Here is a 16,022-nt window from a genome sequence, read left to right on the forward strand (position 1 = left end):
GAAACGATTATGGCTTACAGCGATAAAGTAATTGACCACTACGAAAACCCACGTAACGTTGGCTCGTTTGAGAAAGGCGACCCATCGATTGGTAATGGCATGGTCGGTGCCCCTGCGTGTGGCGACGTCATGAAGCTACAAATCAAGGTGAATGACGAAGGCATCATTGAAGACGCCAAGTTTAAAACCTACGGCTGCGGCTCGGCAATTGCCTCGAGCTCGCTGGTTACCGAGTGGGTGAAAGGCCGCTCGATTGACGACGCTGCGGCGATCAAAAACTCTGAGATCGCTGAAGAACTAGAGCTGCCACCGGTTAAGGTGCACTGCTCAATCTTGGCGGAAGATGCCATTAAAGCAGCGGTCAGTGATTACAAGAAAAAACACCAGCAGTAAAACGAAGGGGTTGTTGATATATGGCTATTACCATGACTCAGGCGGCAGCAGATCGCGTCAGAGCGTTTCTCAATAACCGCGGCAAAGGCATTGGCTTGCGCCTAGGTGTGAGAACGTCAGGATGTTCAGGCATGGCCTATGTACTCGAATTTGCGGATGAGCTGCAAGAAGGCGATCAGGTTTTTGAGTACGATGATGTCAAGGTAATCGTCGATGGTAAGAGCCTGCTCTATCTCGAAGGGACAGAGCTGGATTTTGTCAAAGAAGGCTTGAATGAAGGTTTTCAATTCAACAACCCTAACGTGAGTAGTGAATGTGGTTGTGGCGAAAGCTTCAACGTGTAATCCGTGAGAGCACATGAATCATTTTGAACTTTTCGAGCTACCGTATCAGTTTGAGCTGGACGGTAGCTCGCTTTCTTCAACGTTTCGGGAATTGCAGCGCCAGTACCATCCCGATAATGTTGCCAGCCAAGACGAGAAAACCCGTCTGCAGGCGGTACAGAAAGCATCGCAAGTAAATGACGCGTTTCAGACGTTAAAAGATCCGGTTCGACGCGCTGAGTATATGCTGACGTTGCAAGGCATTGACTTAAAAGACGAACAGCAAACCATGCAGGATCCTGAGTTTCTGATGCAGCAAATGACGTTGCGTGAAGAACTCGAGTCGATTACCGATAATCAAGATGAAGCGGCGCTGTTTGATTTTGGTGAAAAAGCCCAGTCGCTCTACGACACATTGATTCTCGAGGTTAAACAGGCATTGGCTGCGTCACAGTGGCTAGAGGCCGCCGTGATTGTGCGCAAACTCAAGTTCGCAGAAAAGCTTCGCCATGAAGTGGAGCGTGTCGAAGATCAGCTGATGAGTTGATCGCCCTTTCGCCTGTCAACGCAGTAAAGTTTAAGGATTAGACATGGCACTGTTACAAATTTCAGAGCCCGGTCAAAGTGCCGCGCCGCATGAGCACAAGCACGCGGTCGGCATCGATTTGGGTACCACCAACACCTTGGTGGCCACGGTACGAAGCGGTACCGCAACCACCTTGAACGACGAGCAAGATCGGCCACTGATCCCTTCTGTGGTCCATTATGGTGATGATGCCATTTCCGTGGGCTATGATGCCCTCCCGTATGTGCAAACGGATAGCGCCAATACCTTGGTGTCTGTCAAACGCATGATGGGACGTTCATTAGACGATGTGCAAGCGCGTTATCCGCAACTTCCTTATCAGTTTTCACAAACCGAAAATGGCTTGCCACAAGTGGAAACCCGTCGTGGCGCGATTAATCCGGTGCAAGGCTCGTCCGATATCTTACGCACTGTGCGCGAACGTGCGGAAAAAAGTTTGGGCGACGCGCTTGAAGGTGTGGTGATCACCGTGCCCGCTTATTTTGATGACGCACAGCGTGCGGGGACCAAAGATGCGGCGAAGCTGGCGGGCCTCAACGTCCTGCGTTTGCTTAACGAGCCTACCGCTGCAGCGATTGCGTATGGTCTTGATTCAGGCCAAGAAGGGGTGATTGCGGTCTATGATTTGGGCGGCGGCACCTTTGATATCTCGATTCTACGCCTGTCTCAGGGCGTGTTTGAAGTGATGGCGACCGGTGGCGATTCCGCGTTGGGCGGTGATGATTTTGATCATCTGCTCGAGCAATGGATTTGTGAGCAAGCCGGGTTTGACACTCTCAGTGGCGATCAGCGCCGCACCGTGCTGCACGCGGCGACGCAGGCGAAAATTGCCCTTTCTTCTGCTGACAGCGCGTCCATCGATGTGCTGGGCTGGCAAGGCGAGCTGAGCCGTGAAACGTTCGATCAACTGGTTGCCCCACTTATTAAGAAAACCTTGATGTCATGTCGCCGTGCACTGAAAGATGCCGGTGTCAGTGCTGATGAAGTGCTGGAAGTGGTGATGGTGGGCGGCTCGACTCGAGTGCCCGCTGTACGTGAACAGGTTGGCTCGTTTTTCGGTCGTGAACCTTTGACCAGCATCGATCCCGATAAAGTGGTGGCCGTTGGTGCCGCGACGCAAGCCGATATTTTGGTGGGTAACAAGCCAGACTCTGACATGTTGTTGTTGGATGTGATCCCGCTTTCTCTTGGTATTGAAACCATGGGCGGTTTGGTGGAGAAAATTATCCCACGCAACACCACCATTCCTGTGGCAAAAGCCCAAGAATTCACCACGTTTAAAGATGGCCAAACCGGCATGAAAGTGCATGTGGTACAAGGTGAGCGTGAAATGGTGGACGATTGCCGCTCATTAGCACGTTTTAGCCTCAAAGGCATCCCACCGATGACGGCGGGGGCGGCCCATGTTCGCGTCACCTATCAAGTGGACGCTGATGGCTTGTTGTCCGTGACGGCGATGGAAAAGTCCACCGAAGTGGAAGCGTCTATCCAAGTGAAGCCCTCTTATGGCTTGAGTGATGACGAGATTGCCACCATGATCAAGTCGTCATTTACCCACGCGGAAGAAGACAAAGATGCCCGCTACTTGGCGGAGCAGCGTGTGGAAGCCGATCGTGTGATCGAAGGCTTGCTAGTTGCTATGCAACAAGACGGGGATAACCTGCTCAATGCTGACGAGCAGCAAGCGTTGGTGAAAGAAATAGAAGCCTTGATTGCCTTGCGCAACGGCAATGATGGCGCCGCCATTGAAGCCGGGATCAAAGCATTAGACAAAGCCAGCCAGACTTTTGCGGCACGCCGCATGGATCAATCGATTCGCAATGCGTTGGCCGGCCAATCCATTGATGAGGTGTAATCATGCCTAAGATTATTGTTCTGCCGCACCACGAGCTATGCCCAGAAGGTGCGGAACTGGAAGGGAAAGAAGGGGAAACTGTCCTCGATGTGGCGTTGAAAAATGGCATTGGCATTGAGCACGCGTGTGAAAAGTCTTGCGCGTGTACCACCTGCCATGTGGTGATCCGTGAGGGGTTTGACTCATTGGATGAAAGCGATGAGCTTGAAGATGACATGCTCGATAAGGCATGGGGGCTTGAGCCGGAGTCACGCTTGGGTTGCCAAGCCAAAATTACCGACGAAGATCTGGTGGTAGAGATCCCGCGCTATACCTTGAATCACGCAGCCGAAAATCATTAATCTAACGCTGCAACGGACGGAGAAGCAAGATGAGCTTAAAATGGACAGACTCACTCGATATTGCTATTGAGCTTTGTGACGCCTACCCAGATGTGGATCCGACAACGGTTCGCTTTACCGATTTACATCAGTGGATCACCGAGTTGGATGATTTTGATGATGATCCTGAGCGTTCCAATGAACGCATTCTCGAGGCGATCATTATGTGCTGGATGGATGAGCGAGACTGAGGGCTAGCTCTCGTGAGTGATTGATGATGCTTGTGTTATCGTCACCGGCTCGGCACAGTACCCGTGGCCAATAAAACATACATTCAAAGCGGGCCAATAGGCTCGCTTTTTTCATATTGCTGAGGCGTCCAGGCGTTTGCCTGAGGGCTCAGTGAGACACGCTGTACAGCAAAAGCAGCGAGACAGTACAAGGAGTGCAACATGTCAGATACATTAAAGGTTATTCTGTCGCATCAACCGGCGGCGCCACAGTGGGGCGATAATGCGCTGGTCTCTTTTGACACCGACAAAGCGGTGATCCATGCCTCCAACGATGCCAATCAGCGAGACAAGGTACAACAAGCGGCGCGCAAGCTTGAAGGGCAAGGCGTCCCGGCTCTGAGCTTGACCGGGGAGCATTGGGATCTTGAATTAGTGTGGGCATTTTACCAAGGGCTTCGCGGGCCCAAGAATAAGGTCGCCTTTACGCAGACCGTGTTGAACGAGGACGATACGCAAGAGTTCGAGCTTCGACAAACCGTAGGTGACTGGGTGCGCGATATCATCAACCAAACCGCAGAAGAAGTCGGCCCGCATCAGCTGGTGGCACGTGCGGGGGAATTTGTGAAATCCATGGCACCCGATCAGGTCACTTATAAAATCATCTCGGGCACGGATTTATTAGAGAAAGGCTGGAACGGCATTTATACCGTCGGTCGTGGCTCCGCGCGCAAGCCAACCATGTTACAACTTGACTATAACCCGACAGGGGATCCGGACGCGCCTGTGTATGCGTGTTTGGTGGGTAAAGGGATCACCTTTGATTCTGGCGGCTACAGCATTAAAGGCTCTGACTTTATGACCACCATGAAAGCGGACATGGGCGGTTCAGCGACGGCGACCGGAGCACTGGCAATGGCAATTGCCAAAGGGTTGAATAAGCGCGTTAAATTGGTGCTTTGCTGTGCCGAGAACATGATCTCAAGCAGCGCTTACAAACTGGGCGATATCATTACTTACAAAAATGGTGTGACGGTTGAAGTGCTCAATACCGATGCGGAAGGGCGCTTGGTACTCGCTGATGGCTTGATGTATGCCAGCGAGCAAAAACCTGAACTGCTGATTGATTGCGCCACGCTCACCGGATCGGCAAAAGCGGCACTGGGTAACGATTACCACGCCCTGTTTAGTTTTGATGATGAGCTCGCCCATCGCACGCTTGATGCGGCGCAAAAAGAAGGCGAGGGCATGTGGCCATTGCCTCTGGCGGAGTTCCACCGTCAGCTACTTCCTTCTTCGTTTGCCGATATCGCCAATGCGTCAATGGGGGCGTATATGCCGGGTGCGAGCACCGCAGCAGCATTCCTTTCCTATTTTGTAGAAGACTACCAAAAAGGATGGATGCACGTTGATTGCTCGGGCACCTATCGTAAAGCGGCCAACGACAAGTGGGCTGTTGGTGCGACTGGCATGGGCGTGAAAACCTTGGCGCGTGTATTGCTCGACCAAGCGAAATAAACCTTCGACACGTCGGGTGAAAGGTTAACAAAATTTTGTGTGAGTTAACGCTTCACCCGATTGGTCATAGGGACAGAGGACGAAATTTGCTAGGGTAGGCGCGTTGTTGCCCCTAGCGGGCGAGATTCAGACAGTGAAAGGACAAGCGAATGACCATTGAACGCACTTTTTCTATCGTTAAACCTGATGCCGTAGAGCGTAATTTAATTGGCACGCTTTATCAGCGTATCGAAAGTGCAGGTTTGCGTATCGTGGCGGCGAAAATGCTCCATCTTAGCAAAGAGCAGGCAGAAGGATTTTATGCCGAACATCAAGGGAAGCCTTTCTTTGAGTCCCTGGTTGGGTTCATGACATCAGGCCCTATCATGGTGCAAGTACTCGAAGGCGAGCACGCGATCAGCCGCTACCGAGAGTTGATGGGAAAAACCAACCCAGAAGAAGCAGCTTGCGGCACCTTGCGTGCTGACTATGCGGAAAGCATGCAATACAACTCGGTGCATGGTTCTGATAGCCCAGCGTCGGCAGAGCGCGAAATTGCGTACTTTTTCACCGCGGATGAAATTCATCCTCGCTGCTAAATCAAGCACCTGCTATTTAATCTTCCAAAAGAGGCATTAGCCTCTTTTTTTCTGCCTATCGATATCAGACGACCACATTGAATAACCCCGCGGTTAGAGAGTGGAAACTGTGATCCAAAGCCTGTACAATTTCGCGCCTTAAGCGCGTCCCGAGGTGATATATTGGCTATGATCAAGGTCAGGTATCGGCACGCGTGAGGCGATGATTCAGTCTTACCACCTAGCTAGTTCTTACGAGGCAACCCCCAATGACGACAGAGAAAGTTAATCTGCTTGATTTTGACAGGCAAGGATTGCGTGCCTACTTCGCTGATGAGCTCGGCGAAAAAGCCTTCCGTGCTGACCAAGTCATGAAGTGGATGTATCACTTTGGTTGCGACGACTTCGATGAAATGAACAACATCAACAAGAAGTTGCGTGAGAAGCTCAAGCGGGTGGCAGAAATTAAAGCCCCAGCAGTCAGTGAAGCGCATTACTCTCAAGATGGCACCATCAAATGGGCAATGCGTGTGGGTGGTCAAGACGTGGAAACCGTGTATATCCCCGAAGATGACCGCGCGACCCTGTGTGTCTCCTCTCAGGTAGGCTGTGCGCTTGATTGCAAGTTCTGCTCAACCGGAGCGCAAGGTTTTAACCGCAACTTGCGTGTGTCTGAGATCATCGGACAGGTATGGCGTGCGTCAAAAGAGATTGGCGTTGAGAAAGAGACGGGTCGTCGTCCGATCACCAACGTGGTGATGATGGGCATGGGAGAGCCGCTGCTCAACATGAAAAACCTGCTCCCTTCACTAAATTTGATGCTCGACGACAATGCGTATGGCTTATCTAAGCGCCGAGTCACCGTGTCGACATCTGGCGTGGTTTCTGGCCTGGAGCAAATGATTGGCAAAATCGATGTCGCGCTGGCGATCTCACTGCATGCGCCGAACGATGAGCTGCGTAGCCAAATTATGCCGATTAACGATCGTTGGGATATTGAGGCCTTTTTAGATGCGGTACACCGTTATATTGAAACCTCAAATGCTAACCGCGGCCGTGTGACGGTAGAATATATTTTGCTTGATCATGTCAATGACTATATGGAGCATGCGCGCCAACTCGCAGAGCTATTAAAAGACACCCCAGCGAAGATTAACCTGATCCCATTTAACCCGTATCCTGGATCGCCATTCAACAAGCCGAGCAATTCTCGTATTGATAGGTTTATGAAAACCTTAATGGAATACGACTTTACGGTGACGGTACGTAAAACACGGGGCGATGACATTGACGCAGCATGTGGTCAACTTGCCGGTGACATTGTCGACCGAACCAAGCGTGCCGAGAAGCGACTGGGCGCACAGGAGGTAATCCCTGTTCGACCCGTCTAACTGAGAGGGTGACAAGGGGATGGCATGACAAAAACGGTTTGGGTATTGGGCGTGCTGATGGCGTTGGCTGGATGTTCATCGTCAGGCTCGCCGCACAGCGAGACGAAATTTGATAAGATTCAAGCCGCAGAGGCGCGCATTGCACTGGGATTAGGCTATCTAAACAGTGATCGCTATCAACAAGCGCAGCAAAACTTGCAGCAAGCGCGCCAATATGCGCCTAACTACTATCGCACCTCGCTGTCGATGGCGTATTATCAACAACGTGTCGGTGAAAACGACAAAGCGGATCGCTTATATCAACAAGCGTTAGCGCAAGCGTCTGAAAAAGGTGATGTGTATAACAATTACGGTGTTTTCTTGTGCGAACAACAGCGATTTGCCGCGGCGAATGACGCATTTTTGCAAGCAGTCGTGCAACCGTATTATCATCGTGTGTCAGACAGTTATGAAAACGCGGCGTTTTGTCAGCTAAAAGCTGGCCACGTAGAACGCGCAAAAGCCTTGTTTAGCAAAGCGGTTGATCACGACCCGCTGAATGTCCGTGCTGGTTTACAACTTGCCAAATTAGAAATAGATACCGGGCAAGTGGCAGAGGCCGTCGCACGTATCAAGCGGCTCCACCAACGTGTTGGTGTTCAGCCTGCCGGACTGTTATTGCTAGTGAAAGCGTATCAGCAACAAGGCTACACGGAGCGAGCTGCCCATGACGCTCAGCGATTGGCGCAACGGTTTCCAGAATCCAAAGAATATCAATTGTACCTAGCGAATGAATACTGAACAGACGGAAGAACAAGCGCAATCTGATACCCAACCTGCGCCCGGGGAAGTATTAAAGCAAGCGCGAGAGAAAATGGGCTGGAGTGTTCGAGATGTGGCTGACCGACTTCGGTTGCGGGTCAGCGTCATTGAGGATCTTGAACAAAACAATCCGGACATGGATCAATTGGCCACGTTTACACGTGGCTATTTGCGATCCTATGCCAAGCTGATGCAAATCGACGCAGATCAGCTTTTAGGTAATAGCAATATGGAAGCAAGCAGTACGGCCACCGTACAAAAAATGCAAAGCTTCTCGCGCAAAACACGGCGGCAAAAAAGTGAAAGCCGCCTGATGTGGTTGTCTTGGGTGATCATCGCTATTGCGGTCGGGATCACGGGGGTATGGTATTGGCAAAACCAGCAGGCTATGACGTCTGTGCCGACACAGCTGGATAGCCAGCAAGCGGATGAACTTGTCACTACGCCATCAGAGCAAGATAGCGCGATGGTTGCCGCAGAGGCACCGGCGATGGCCGAGCCTGCGATGACAGATTCGACGGCCTCACAAGGGGCGGAGTTACAAGAAACTGACACACAAGATACCGCGAACGAGCCGGTATCTAATCAGGAGAACCGCTCAGTGTCGACGGAGCCAGAATCAGCCACGGCGGTTGAGCCGGGGCAAACGAACGAGGCGATGACGCAAACTGAACCTGAGGCACAACCAGCGCCAGCGTCTGAGGATGAAGCCCCCGCCAGTACGGTCAATAATCGTCTAGTGATGACCTTTAGTGGTGATTGCTGGATAGATGTGCGAGATGCCAATGGCGAACGACTGGCAACCGGGATAAAATCTGAGGGTGAGCAAGTGACCTTAACGGGTGACATCCCGTATCAATTGGTATTGGGTGCGCCCAGCGTGGTGAAAATCACCTTTAATGGCGACAACATTGATCTTGATGGCTTCCCAACCGGCCAAGTAGCTCGGTTGCGCCTTCCGCAGTAATCAGAGAACGTCGATATGCACAACGAAACACCCATCAAACGTCGTCCGTCAACGCGCATCAATGTCGGCAATGTGCCGATTGGTGATGGCGCGCCGATTGCCGTGCAATCTATGACCAACACGCGAACCACAGATGTGGCCGCCACTGTGGCGCAAATCAAAGCGCTAGAAGGAGTGGGGGCAGATATCGTTCGGGTCTCGGTACCCACTATGGACGCGGCGGAAGCGTTTAAAGAGATTAAAGCGCAAACCTCGATCCCTTTAGTAGCAGACATCCACTTTGACTACCGCATTGCACTAAAAGTGGCGGAGTATGGTGTCGACTGTTTGCGTATCAACCCAGGGAATATTGGTAAAGAAGAGCGCATTCGGGCGGTGGTGGATGCCGCACGTGACAAAAACATTCCAATCCGGATTGGTGTGAATGGCGGCTCACTGGAGCGCGATCTGCAAGAAAAATACGGGGAACCAACGCCCGACGCTTTGGTGGAGTCGGCGATGCGTCATGTCGATATCCTTGACCGTCTTAACTWTGACCAATTTAAAGTCAGTGTGAAAGCGTCAGATGTATTCCTAGCGGTTGAGTCTTATCGCAAACTCGCGCAGCAAATCGATCAGCCCCTTCACCTTGGTATCACCGAGGCCGGTGGTGTGCGTGCTGGTGCGGTTAAGTCATCGGTGGGTTTAGGGATGCTATTAGCGGAAGGTATTGGTGATACCTTGCGTGTATCACTCGCCGCCGATCCGGTCGAAGAAATCAAAGTTGGTTTCGATATTCTTAAATCACTGCGTATCCGCTCTCGCGGTGTGAACTTTATTGCCTGTCCGAGCTGTTCGCGTCAAGAGTTTGATGTGATTGGTACGGTTAATGCGCTCGAGCAGCGCGTGGAAGACATACTGACCCCAATGGATGTCTCTGTGATTGGTTGTGTGGTCAATGGCCCAGGTGAAGCCGAAGCGTCTCACCTCGGCTTGGCAGGGGGTAACAAGCGCAGCGCTTATTACCTCGATGGTAAACGCCAAAAAGAGCGCTTTAATAACGACAACTTGGTGGATGAGCTGGAGGCCAAAATCCGCGCCAAAGCGGCCATGATGGATGAACGCAACCGCATCAAGGTGTCTCAAATCGATCAAGAAGGCTAAGCCGTTAGGCGGCCTTCTCCCCTTTTATATCATTTCGGTAACGGAAGTTAACGTGGCTAAAACAATTCAAGCAATTCGAGGCATGAATGACTGCCTCCCGTCTCAATCTCCTTTATGGCAAAAGCTCGAATCTACCATTAAAAACGTAGTGAGCGCTTACGGCTATAGTGAAGTTCGCATGCCTATTGTGGAAGCGACGCATTTGTTTAGCCGTGCCATTGGTGAAGTGACAGACGTTGTCGAAAAAGAAATGTATACCTTCGATGACCGCAATGGTGACAGTCTCACTTTGCGCCCTGAAGGGACAGCGGGCTGCGTCCGAGCCGGGATTGAAAATGGTCTGCTGTACAACCAAGAGCATCGTCTTTGGTACATCGGACCAATGTTCCGTCACGAGCGTCCGCAAAAAGGCCGTTATCGCCAGTTCCATCAATTTGGTGTGGAAGTCTTTGGCCTCAATGGCCCAGACGTGGATGCTGAGCTAATCATGATGACCGCACGTATGTGGCGCGAGCTGGGCAWTGCGGAACATGTGCGATTGGAGCTTAACTCAATCGGCTCACCACAAGCGCGTGCGAATTATCGTCAAGCGCTGGTGGACTTTTTGATGCAACACGAATCTGTGTTAGATGAAGACAGCAAGCGCCGCATGCAGACCAACCCATTGCGCGTGCTGGATACCAAAAACGCAGACATCCAAGCCATTCTAGTGGATGCGCCTCAGCTCGGTGACTACCTGGATGACGAATCAAAACAGCATTTTGCGCGTTTGTGTGAACTCTTGGACGCGGCAGGTATCGAATACCAAGTAAACCACCGTTTGGTACGTGGTCTCGACTACTACAACCGGACCGTGTTTGAGTGGATCACTGATAGCTTGGGGGCGCAAGGCACGGTGTGCGGTGGTGGCCGTTATGACGGCTTGGTTGAGCAACTCGGCGGCAAGGCAGCCCCTGCTGTTGGGTTTGCAATGGGCTTAGAGCGTCTGGTTCTAATGCTGGAAAACCTTAACCAAGATGATGTCCGCCCGGCCGTGGATGTGTATATGGTCACAGCCGGCGAAGGTGCCATGGCTGTGGGGATGAAACTGGCGGAGCGCTTACGCGAGCAGGTGCCAGGGCTACGTGTGATGTCGCACTTCGGCGGTGGTAGCTTTAAGAAACAGTTTAAGCGCGCGGACAAAGTCGGCGCCTCTGTGGCGCTGGTGTTGGGCGAAGATGAAGTCGCCAACGGCACAGTGGCGTTAAAAGATTTGAAAGGCGGCGAGCAACAAACACTGAATCAGGATGAGATCGCCGCGTCACTAAAAGCATTGATTTAAGAGGACAGAACGTGGACGTCTACACCACAGAAGAGCAGCAGGTTGAAGCCATTAAAAAGTGGTGGCGAGACAATGGTAAGGCCGTTGTAATCGGTGCCGTTGTCGGTTTGGGTGCGTTATATGGTTGGCGTTATTTCCAGTCACAGCAACTGGCGAACCAATCGCAAGCCTCGCAGCAATATGAACAGGTAGTAAGTGGCATTGAAAGCGGTGATACCGTGTCACTGAGCGAGCTAGAAGGCCATGAAGGTTATCGTGCCTTGGCGGCATTACAGCTGGCGCAAAAGCATGTTGCGCAAGGAGAGCTGGACAGTGCCCAGGCGCAACTCAAAAACGCGCAGCAAGCCGTGAAAGATGACGCCCTGTATGGACTCGTCACCACACGACTGGCGCGCGTTGAGGCAGAGTTGGAAAATTATTCAGCCGCATTGAACGAACTCGACAAAGTGACCGCCGAAAGTTGGACGGCGAAAGTGGCAGAGATCCGTGGTGACGTCTTGCTTCGTCAGGGCGACAAGCAGGCAGCGCGAGACGCGTATGCAGCGTCATTGGCGGCGGCGGAAAGCCCAACCGTTAACATGAAGCTTGATAATCTGAGTCAATAAGGTCGTGGTATGAAAAAACGATTATGGCGTATGGCTGCAATGGCCACGACCATGGCGATACTGGCAGGCTGTGCCGGTGAAGAAGATGTGGTGCAAATGGCGCCACTGCCTTCAGTGACCAATGAGATTTCATCAACCCAGCATTGGCAGGCACAAGTGGGTGACGGGGTCGGCCAATACTATTCCGCGCTTCAGCCTACAGTGGCGTATGACAAAGTGTTTGCGGCGGACCGCCAAGGTTTAGTCGCCGCCTTTGATCTAGAAAGCGGTGACGCTGTCTGGCAACAGTCGGTACAAACCGAGACACCGGCGTTGCTTTCTGGCGGCTTGAGCGCCTCATACGGCAAAGTGTATGTGGGTGGCGAAACCGGTCAAGTTTACGCACTGGATGCCGAAACCGGCGAGCGGGTTTGGCAACAGAACGTGAATGGTGAAGTACTGGCCAAGCCTTTGGTGGAAGCTGGGTTGGTGATCGTTAATACCAGCCGTGGTGAGTTAGTGGCACTGGATGCAGAATCGGGCGAGCCACAGTGGAATAACGCTAATGATGTGCCGAACTTGAGCTTGCGCGGTGAAAGTGCGCCAGTGACTATTTCCGGCGGGGTATTCTGGGGGATGGCCAATGGACGCTTAGGCGCTGCCATGATCGAAAACGGCCGCTCAATATGGCAGATCCCTATCTCGACCCCAAAAGGGGCGACCGAGATTGACCGTTTAGTGGATGTGGATGCGACCCCAGTAATCGATGGCGACCGTTTGTATGCAGTAGGCTATAATGGCCAATTAGTCTCTATTGATTTGCGCTCCGGGAAAGCGGCGTGGAAGCGGGACTTTTCCTCTGCCAAAGACTTCCTCGTCGCAGGCAATAGTATTTATCTTATTGATGATAAAGATAATGTCGTTGCGTTAGATGCACGTAACGGCCTAGAAAAGTGGCGCAATACACAGTTAGCGTACCGTATCTTAACCGCGCCAGCGGCAAGCGGCGGCTATCTGGTGATCGGCGACAGCCAAGGCTACTTGCACTGGCTTGACCCGCAAACGGGGGACTTTGTCGCGCAACAATCTCTAGAAGGGAATGGGATTGCAGTTGCACCGGTACAAACCGATGATGGCTATATTGTGGTCACCCGTGATGGTCAACTGAGAAAGCTGAGTATCGAGTAAGCGAAGCCATCCAGTTCTATTTTTAGGCTCCTGGCTGCCAAGACAGTCGGGAGCCTTGTTTATTAATAAAGCGAATGAAAAGAAGAGGTCTACATGATTCCTGTTATAGCCCTAGTGGGGCGCCCGAATGTGGGAAAATCGACGCTCTTTAACCGTCTTACCCGCACACGCGATGCATTAGTAGCGGATTTTCCGGGACTGACCAGGGATCGAAAATACGGCAAGGCATTGCTAGATGATCACGAATTTATCGTGATTGACACCGGCGGCATTGACGGCACCGAAGAAGGTGTAGAAACCAAGATGACAGAGCAGTCGCTGGCGGCGATTGAAGAAGCCGATGTCGTGCTGTTTATGGTCGATGGTCGAGCCGGTCTGACCCCAGCGGATCAGGATATTGCTCGACATATTCGTACCCGTGAAAAAACTACCTTCTTGGTGGTGAACAAAGTRGATGGTATTGATCCAGACACGGCGACGGCTGATTTTTGGCAGTTAGGCATGGATAACATGTTCCAGATCGCTGCCGCGCATGGCCGAGGTGTTAGCGGCCTGATTAATCGTGCGTTGACGCCTTTGGTGGAGCAAGTGTCAGCTGACGAGGACGATGCGCAAGCAGGCGTGATCGATTTGACCGAGGAAGCCGATACGCTCGACAGTGGCGAAGACGCGGTTAAAACCGAAGAGCAGGCGGAAAGCGAGTATGAATACTTACAATCGCTACCGATTAAAATTGGGATCATTGGCCGGCCCAATGTGGGTAAATCAACCCTGACGAACCGCATGCTTGGTGAAGAGCGCGTGGTGGTTTATGACATGCCTGGCACAACCCGCGACTCGATTTACATTCCCATGGAGCGTGATGGTCGCGAATACGTGATGATTGATACCGCCGGGGTGCGACGTCGTAAACGAGTGACCGACAAGGTAGAAAAATTCTCGGTGATCCAAACCCTCAAGGCGATTGAAGATGCCAACGTGGTGTTATTGGTCATCGACGCACGCGAGAATATCTCAGACCAAGACTTAAGCTTGCTTGGTTTTGCACTGAATGCTGGGCGCTCGATTGTTTTGGCGGTCAACAAGTGGGATGGCTTGGACAGTGAAGTGAAAGAGCGTGTGAAGTCAGAGCTTGATCGCCGCTTAGGGTTTGTCGACTTTGCCCGTGTGCATTTCATTTCTGCGTTGCACGGCACCGGGGTCGGTCACTTGTTTGAGTCGATTCAAGAGGCGTATCAGTCAGCGACAAAACGTGTTGGAACCGCTATGCTCACCCGCATTTTGAAAATGGCGCAAGATGACCATCAACCACCGATGATCCGTGGACGTCGGGTGAAGCTCAAATATGCGCACGCAGGAGGCTACAACCCACCGATTGTGGTGGTTCATGGTAACTTGGTCAAAGAGCTACCAGATWCTTATAAGCGTTATTTGATGAATTACTATCGGCGAACCCTGGATATTATGGGCACGCCAATAAAGATCCAATTCCAAAACAGCGAAAACCCCTATGAGGGGAAAAAAGAAAAGCTGACATTATCTCAATCCCGTCAGCGTAAACGCTTAATGGATATGGTGAAAAACCGCAATAAGAAGTGATAGAAAGCCCAGCAGCGATGCTGGGCTTTTTTGATCGCGACATGGCGAGCCCGATCTCTGTTGGGATCCGTAACCGAATAAAAGTGATCTAAATCACGTTAATGGGCGCGTTTATCTGTTGTCTTAGATCCTAGTCCATTGCGCTGCCGCTCAGGTTTTGAGCGGTGGTAAAATCGACACCCCTTTCTACATCACACTTTTTGATTATTCTGGATCTAGGCTGTAATAAAACATCATTTAGATTTTTATCCTTCCATAAATCCAAATGCAGAACATGTAACTTATGCTTTCGGGAAGTGTATTGATAAATATTCTTTTCAGGGTAGGAAGCTGATCAGGGGGAATAAACCCCCAGATCGCGCGATCGCTTACTGATCGGTCAGATGTCTGTTGTGCAGAGTTTAATCAGGAGATTGATGCGGGTGTCGTTGTTGTACCACGCTGGTGACATCGCCGTTGCTGAGCTGGGTGTGTAAGGTATCATCCTCTTTGAGCTGGTTGATGTTAGTGACGATGTGTCCATCACTATCACGGCTAATTGAATAGCCGCGAGAAAGGGTGGCAAGTGGGCTGACCGCATCTAAGGTGGCGACCAAGGTCGCGAGTCGCTGTTGCGCATGGGACAGGTGCGAGTCCATCGCGTGGGTGAGGCGTTGATGGTATTGCGCCAATTGACCCTGATGTTGCTGAATACGACGGTCAGGCGTCATGCGCTGCAATCGAGTATCTAGCGTGTTCAGTTGGCTGCTGTACCGTGAAAACTGCCTAGTGAGTGCCTGGTGCATTCGTCGTTGTAGCTCATCAATATGCTGACTTTGCTGTTGCAAACGCCGACGAGGGTGCTGATGCGACAAACGGTGTTCGTGCTGCGTCAGTGCCCGTTGCTGGCGATACAAGAGGGTGCCGATCGCGTTTTTGAGCGCTTGCTCGCGCTGCTGATATTGCTGCAAGCGATAACTGAGGTCACGGCTCACTAATTCCGCGGCGGCTGATGGCGTCGGCGCGCGCACGTCGGCAACAAAGTCGGCAATGGTGACATCGACCTCATGGCCCACGGCGCTGACGATGGGGATCTGACTGGCGGCGATAGTACGGGCGACAATTTCTTCATTAAAGCACCATAAATCCTCGAGTGAGCCGCCGCCACGGCCAACAATCAGCACATCACACTCGTTGCGCGTATTCGCGCGTCCTATGGCTTGGGCAATAGAAACCGCCGCCTCTTGCCCTTGTACCAGCGTGGGGT

Annotated in this window: 17 protein-coding genes; 16 read left to right on the forward strand and 1 reads right to left on the reverse strand. The window is 51.8% G+C overall.

Annotation, left to right across the window (positions count from 1 at the left end):
- Positions 1-9 precede the first annotated feature (9 nt).
- The 16 genes from iscU (at position 10) to der (ending at position 14,776) form a co-directional block, all read left to right on the forward strand.
- Positions 10-393 carry a Fe-S cluster assembly scaffold IscU gene (gene iscU / locus BZG14_RS04815; RefSeq protein ID WP_069363254.1) on the forward strand — a complete coding sequence of 128 codons (384 nt, stop codon included), beginning with the start codon at positions 10-12 and terminating at the stop codon, positions 391-393.
- Positions 394-413: 20 nt separating this feature from the next.
- Complete coding sequence (gene iscA / locus BZG14_RS04820) at positions 414-737, forward strand: iron-sulfur cluster assembly protein IscA (RefSeq protein ID WP_046075008.1); 324 nt, start codon at positions 414-416, stop codon at positions 735-737.
- A gap of 13 nt (positions 738-750) precedes the next feature.
- Positions 751-1,263, forward strand: coding sequence for a co-chaperone HscB (gene hscB, locus BZG14_RS04825; RefSeq protein ID WP_069363253.1), 513 nt, complete (start codon positions 751-753; stop codon positions 1,261-1,263).
- A gap of 43 nt (positions 1,264-1,306) precedes the next feature.
- Positions 1,307-3,157 (forward strand): Fe-S protein assembly chaperone HscA, encoded by a 1,851-nt coding sequence (hscA, locus tag BZG14_RS04830; RefSeq protein WP_077608129.1) that lies wholly within the window; start codon positions 1,307-1,309, stop codon positions 3,155-3,157.
- A 2-nt stretch (positions 3,158-3,159) separates the two neighbouring features.
- Complete coding sequence (gene fdx / locus BZG14_RS04835; RefSeq protein ID WP_069363251.1) at positions 3,160-3,498, forward strand: ISC system 2Fe-2S type ferredoxin; 339 nt, start codon at positions 3,160-3,162, stop codon at positions 3,496-3,498.
- Positions 3,499-3,527: 29 nt separating this feature from the next.
- The gene (gene iscX, locus BZG14_RS04840) at positions 3,528-3,728 is read left to right on the forward strand and encodes a Fe-S cluster assembly protein IscX (protein WP_046075004.1); all 201 of its coding nucleotides are present in this window, start codon (positions 3,528-3,530) and stop codon (positions 3,726-3,728) included.
- 201 nt (positions 3,729-3,929) lie between these two features.
- The gene (pepB, locus tag BZG14_RS04845) at positions 3,930-5,225 is read left to right on the forward strand and encodes an aminopeptidase PepB (RefSeq protein ID WP_077608130.1); all 1,296 of its coding nucleotides are present in this window, start codon (positions 3,930-3,932) and stop codon (positions 5,223-5,225) included.
- Positions 5,226-5,374: 149 nt separating this feature from the next.
- Positions 5,375-5,803 carry a nucleoside-diphosphate kinase gene (gene ndk / locus BZG14_RS04850; protein WP_069363249.1) on the forward strand — a complete coding sequence of 143 codons (429 nt, stop codon included), beginning with the start codon at positions 5,375-5,377 and terminating at the stop codon, positions 5,801-5,803.
- Positions 5,804-6,051: 248 nt separating this feature from the next.
- Positions 6,052-7,173 (forward strand): bifunctional tRNA (adenosine(37)-C2)-methyltransferase TrmG/ribosomal RNA large subunit methyltransferase RlmN, encoded by a 1,122-nt coding sequence (locus BZG14_RS04855; protein ID WP_069363248.1) that lies wholly within the window; start codon positions 6,052-6,054, stop codon positions 7,171-7,173.
- A gap of 24 nt (positions 7,174-7,197) precedes the next feature.
- On the forward strand, positions 7,198-7,953 hold the full coding sequence (gene pilW, locus BZG14_RS04860; RefSeq protein ID WP_069363247.1) for a type IV pilus biogenesis/stability protein PilW: 756 nt from the start codon (positions 7,198-7,200) through the stop codon (positions 7,951-7,953).
- Positions 7,943-8,941, forward strand: coding sequence for a cytoskeleton protein RodZ (rodZ, locus tag BZG14_RS04865; RefSeq protein ID WP_077608131.1), 999 nt, complete (start codon positions 7,943-7,945; stop codon positions 8,939-8,941). The genes pilW and rodZ overlap by 11 nt, the downstream gene beginning before the upstream one ends.
- A gap of 15 nt (positions 8,942-8,956) precedes the next feature.
- Positions 8,957-10,084: a flavodoxin-dependent (E)-4-hydroxy-3-methylbut-2-enyl-diphosphate synthase gene (gene ispG, locus BZG14_RS04870; RefSeq protein WP_077608132.1), complete on the forward strand. Its 1,128-nt coding sequence runs from the start codon at positions 8,957-8,959 to the stop codon at positions 10,082-10,084.
- Between the two features lie 52 nt (positions 10,085-10,136).
- The gene (hisS, locus tag BZG14_RS04875; RefSeq protein WP_077608133.1) at positions 10,137-11,405 is read left to right on the forward strand and encodes a histidine--tRNA ligase; all 1,269 of its coding nucleotides are present in this window, start codon (positions 10,137-10,139) and stop codon (positions 11,403-11,405) included.
- 11 nt (positions 11,406-11,416) lie between these two features.
- The gene (locus tag BZG14_RS04880) at positions 11,417-12,010 is read left to right on the forward strand and encodes a YfgM family protein (RefSeq protein WP_077608134.1); all 594 of its coding nucleotides are present in this window, start codon (positions 11,417-11,419) and stop codon (positions 12,008-12,010) included.
- Between the two features lie 9 nt (positions 12,011-12,019).
- A complete protein-coding gene (gene bamB / locus BZG14_RS04885) occupies positions 12,020-13,177 on the forward strand; it encodes an outer membrane protein assembly factor BamB (protein WP_077608135.1) in 1,158 nt (385 codons plus the stop codon).
- 93 nt (positions 13,178-13,270) lie between these two features.
- Complete coding sequence (gene der / locus BZG14_RS04890) at positions 13,271-14,776, forward strand: ribosome biogenesis GTPase Der (protein ID WP_077608136.1); 1,506 nt, start codon at positions 13,271-13,273, stop codon at positions 14,774-14,776.
- A gap of 401 nt (positions 14,777-15,177) precedes the next feature.
- On the opposite strand, the gene xseA is transcribed toward der, so the two are convergent.
- A partial coding sequence (xseA, locus tag BZG14_RS04895) for an exodeoxyribonuclease VII large subunit (RefSeq protein WP_077608137.1) occupies positions 15,178-16,022 on the reverse strand: 845 nt, incomplete at its 5' end.

The organism is Salinivibrio sp. IB282, assembly GCF_001995685.1.
Classification (GTDB): Bacteria; Pseudomonadota; Gammaproteobacteria; order Enterobacterales; family Vibrionaceae; genus Salinivibrio; species Salinivibrio kushneri.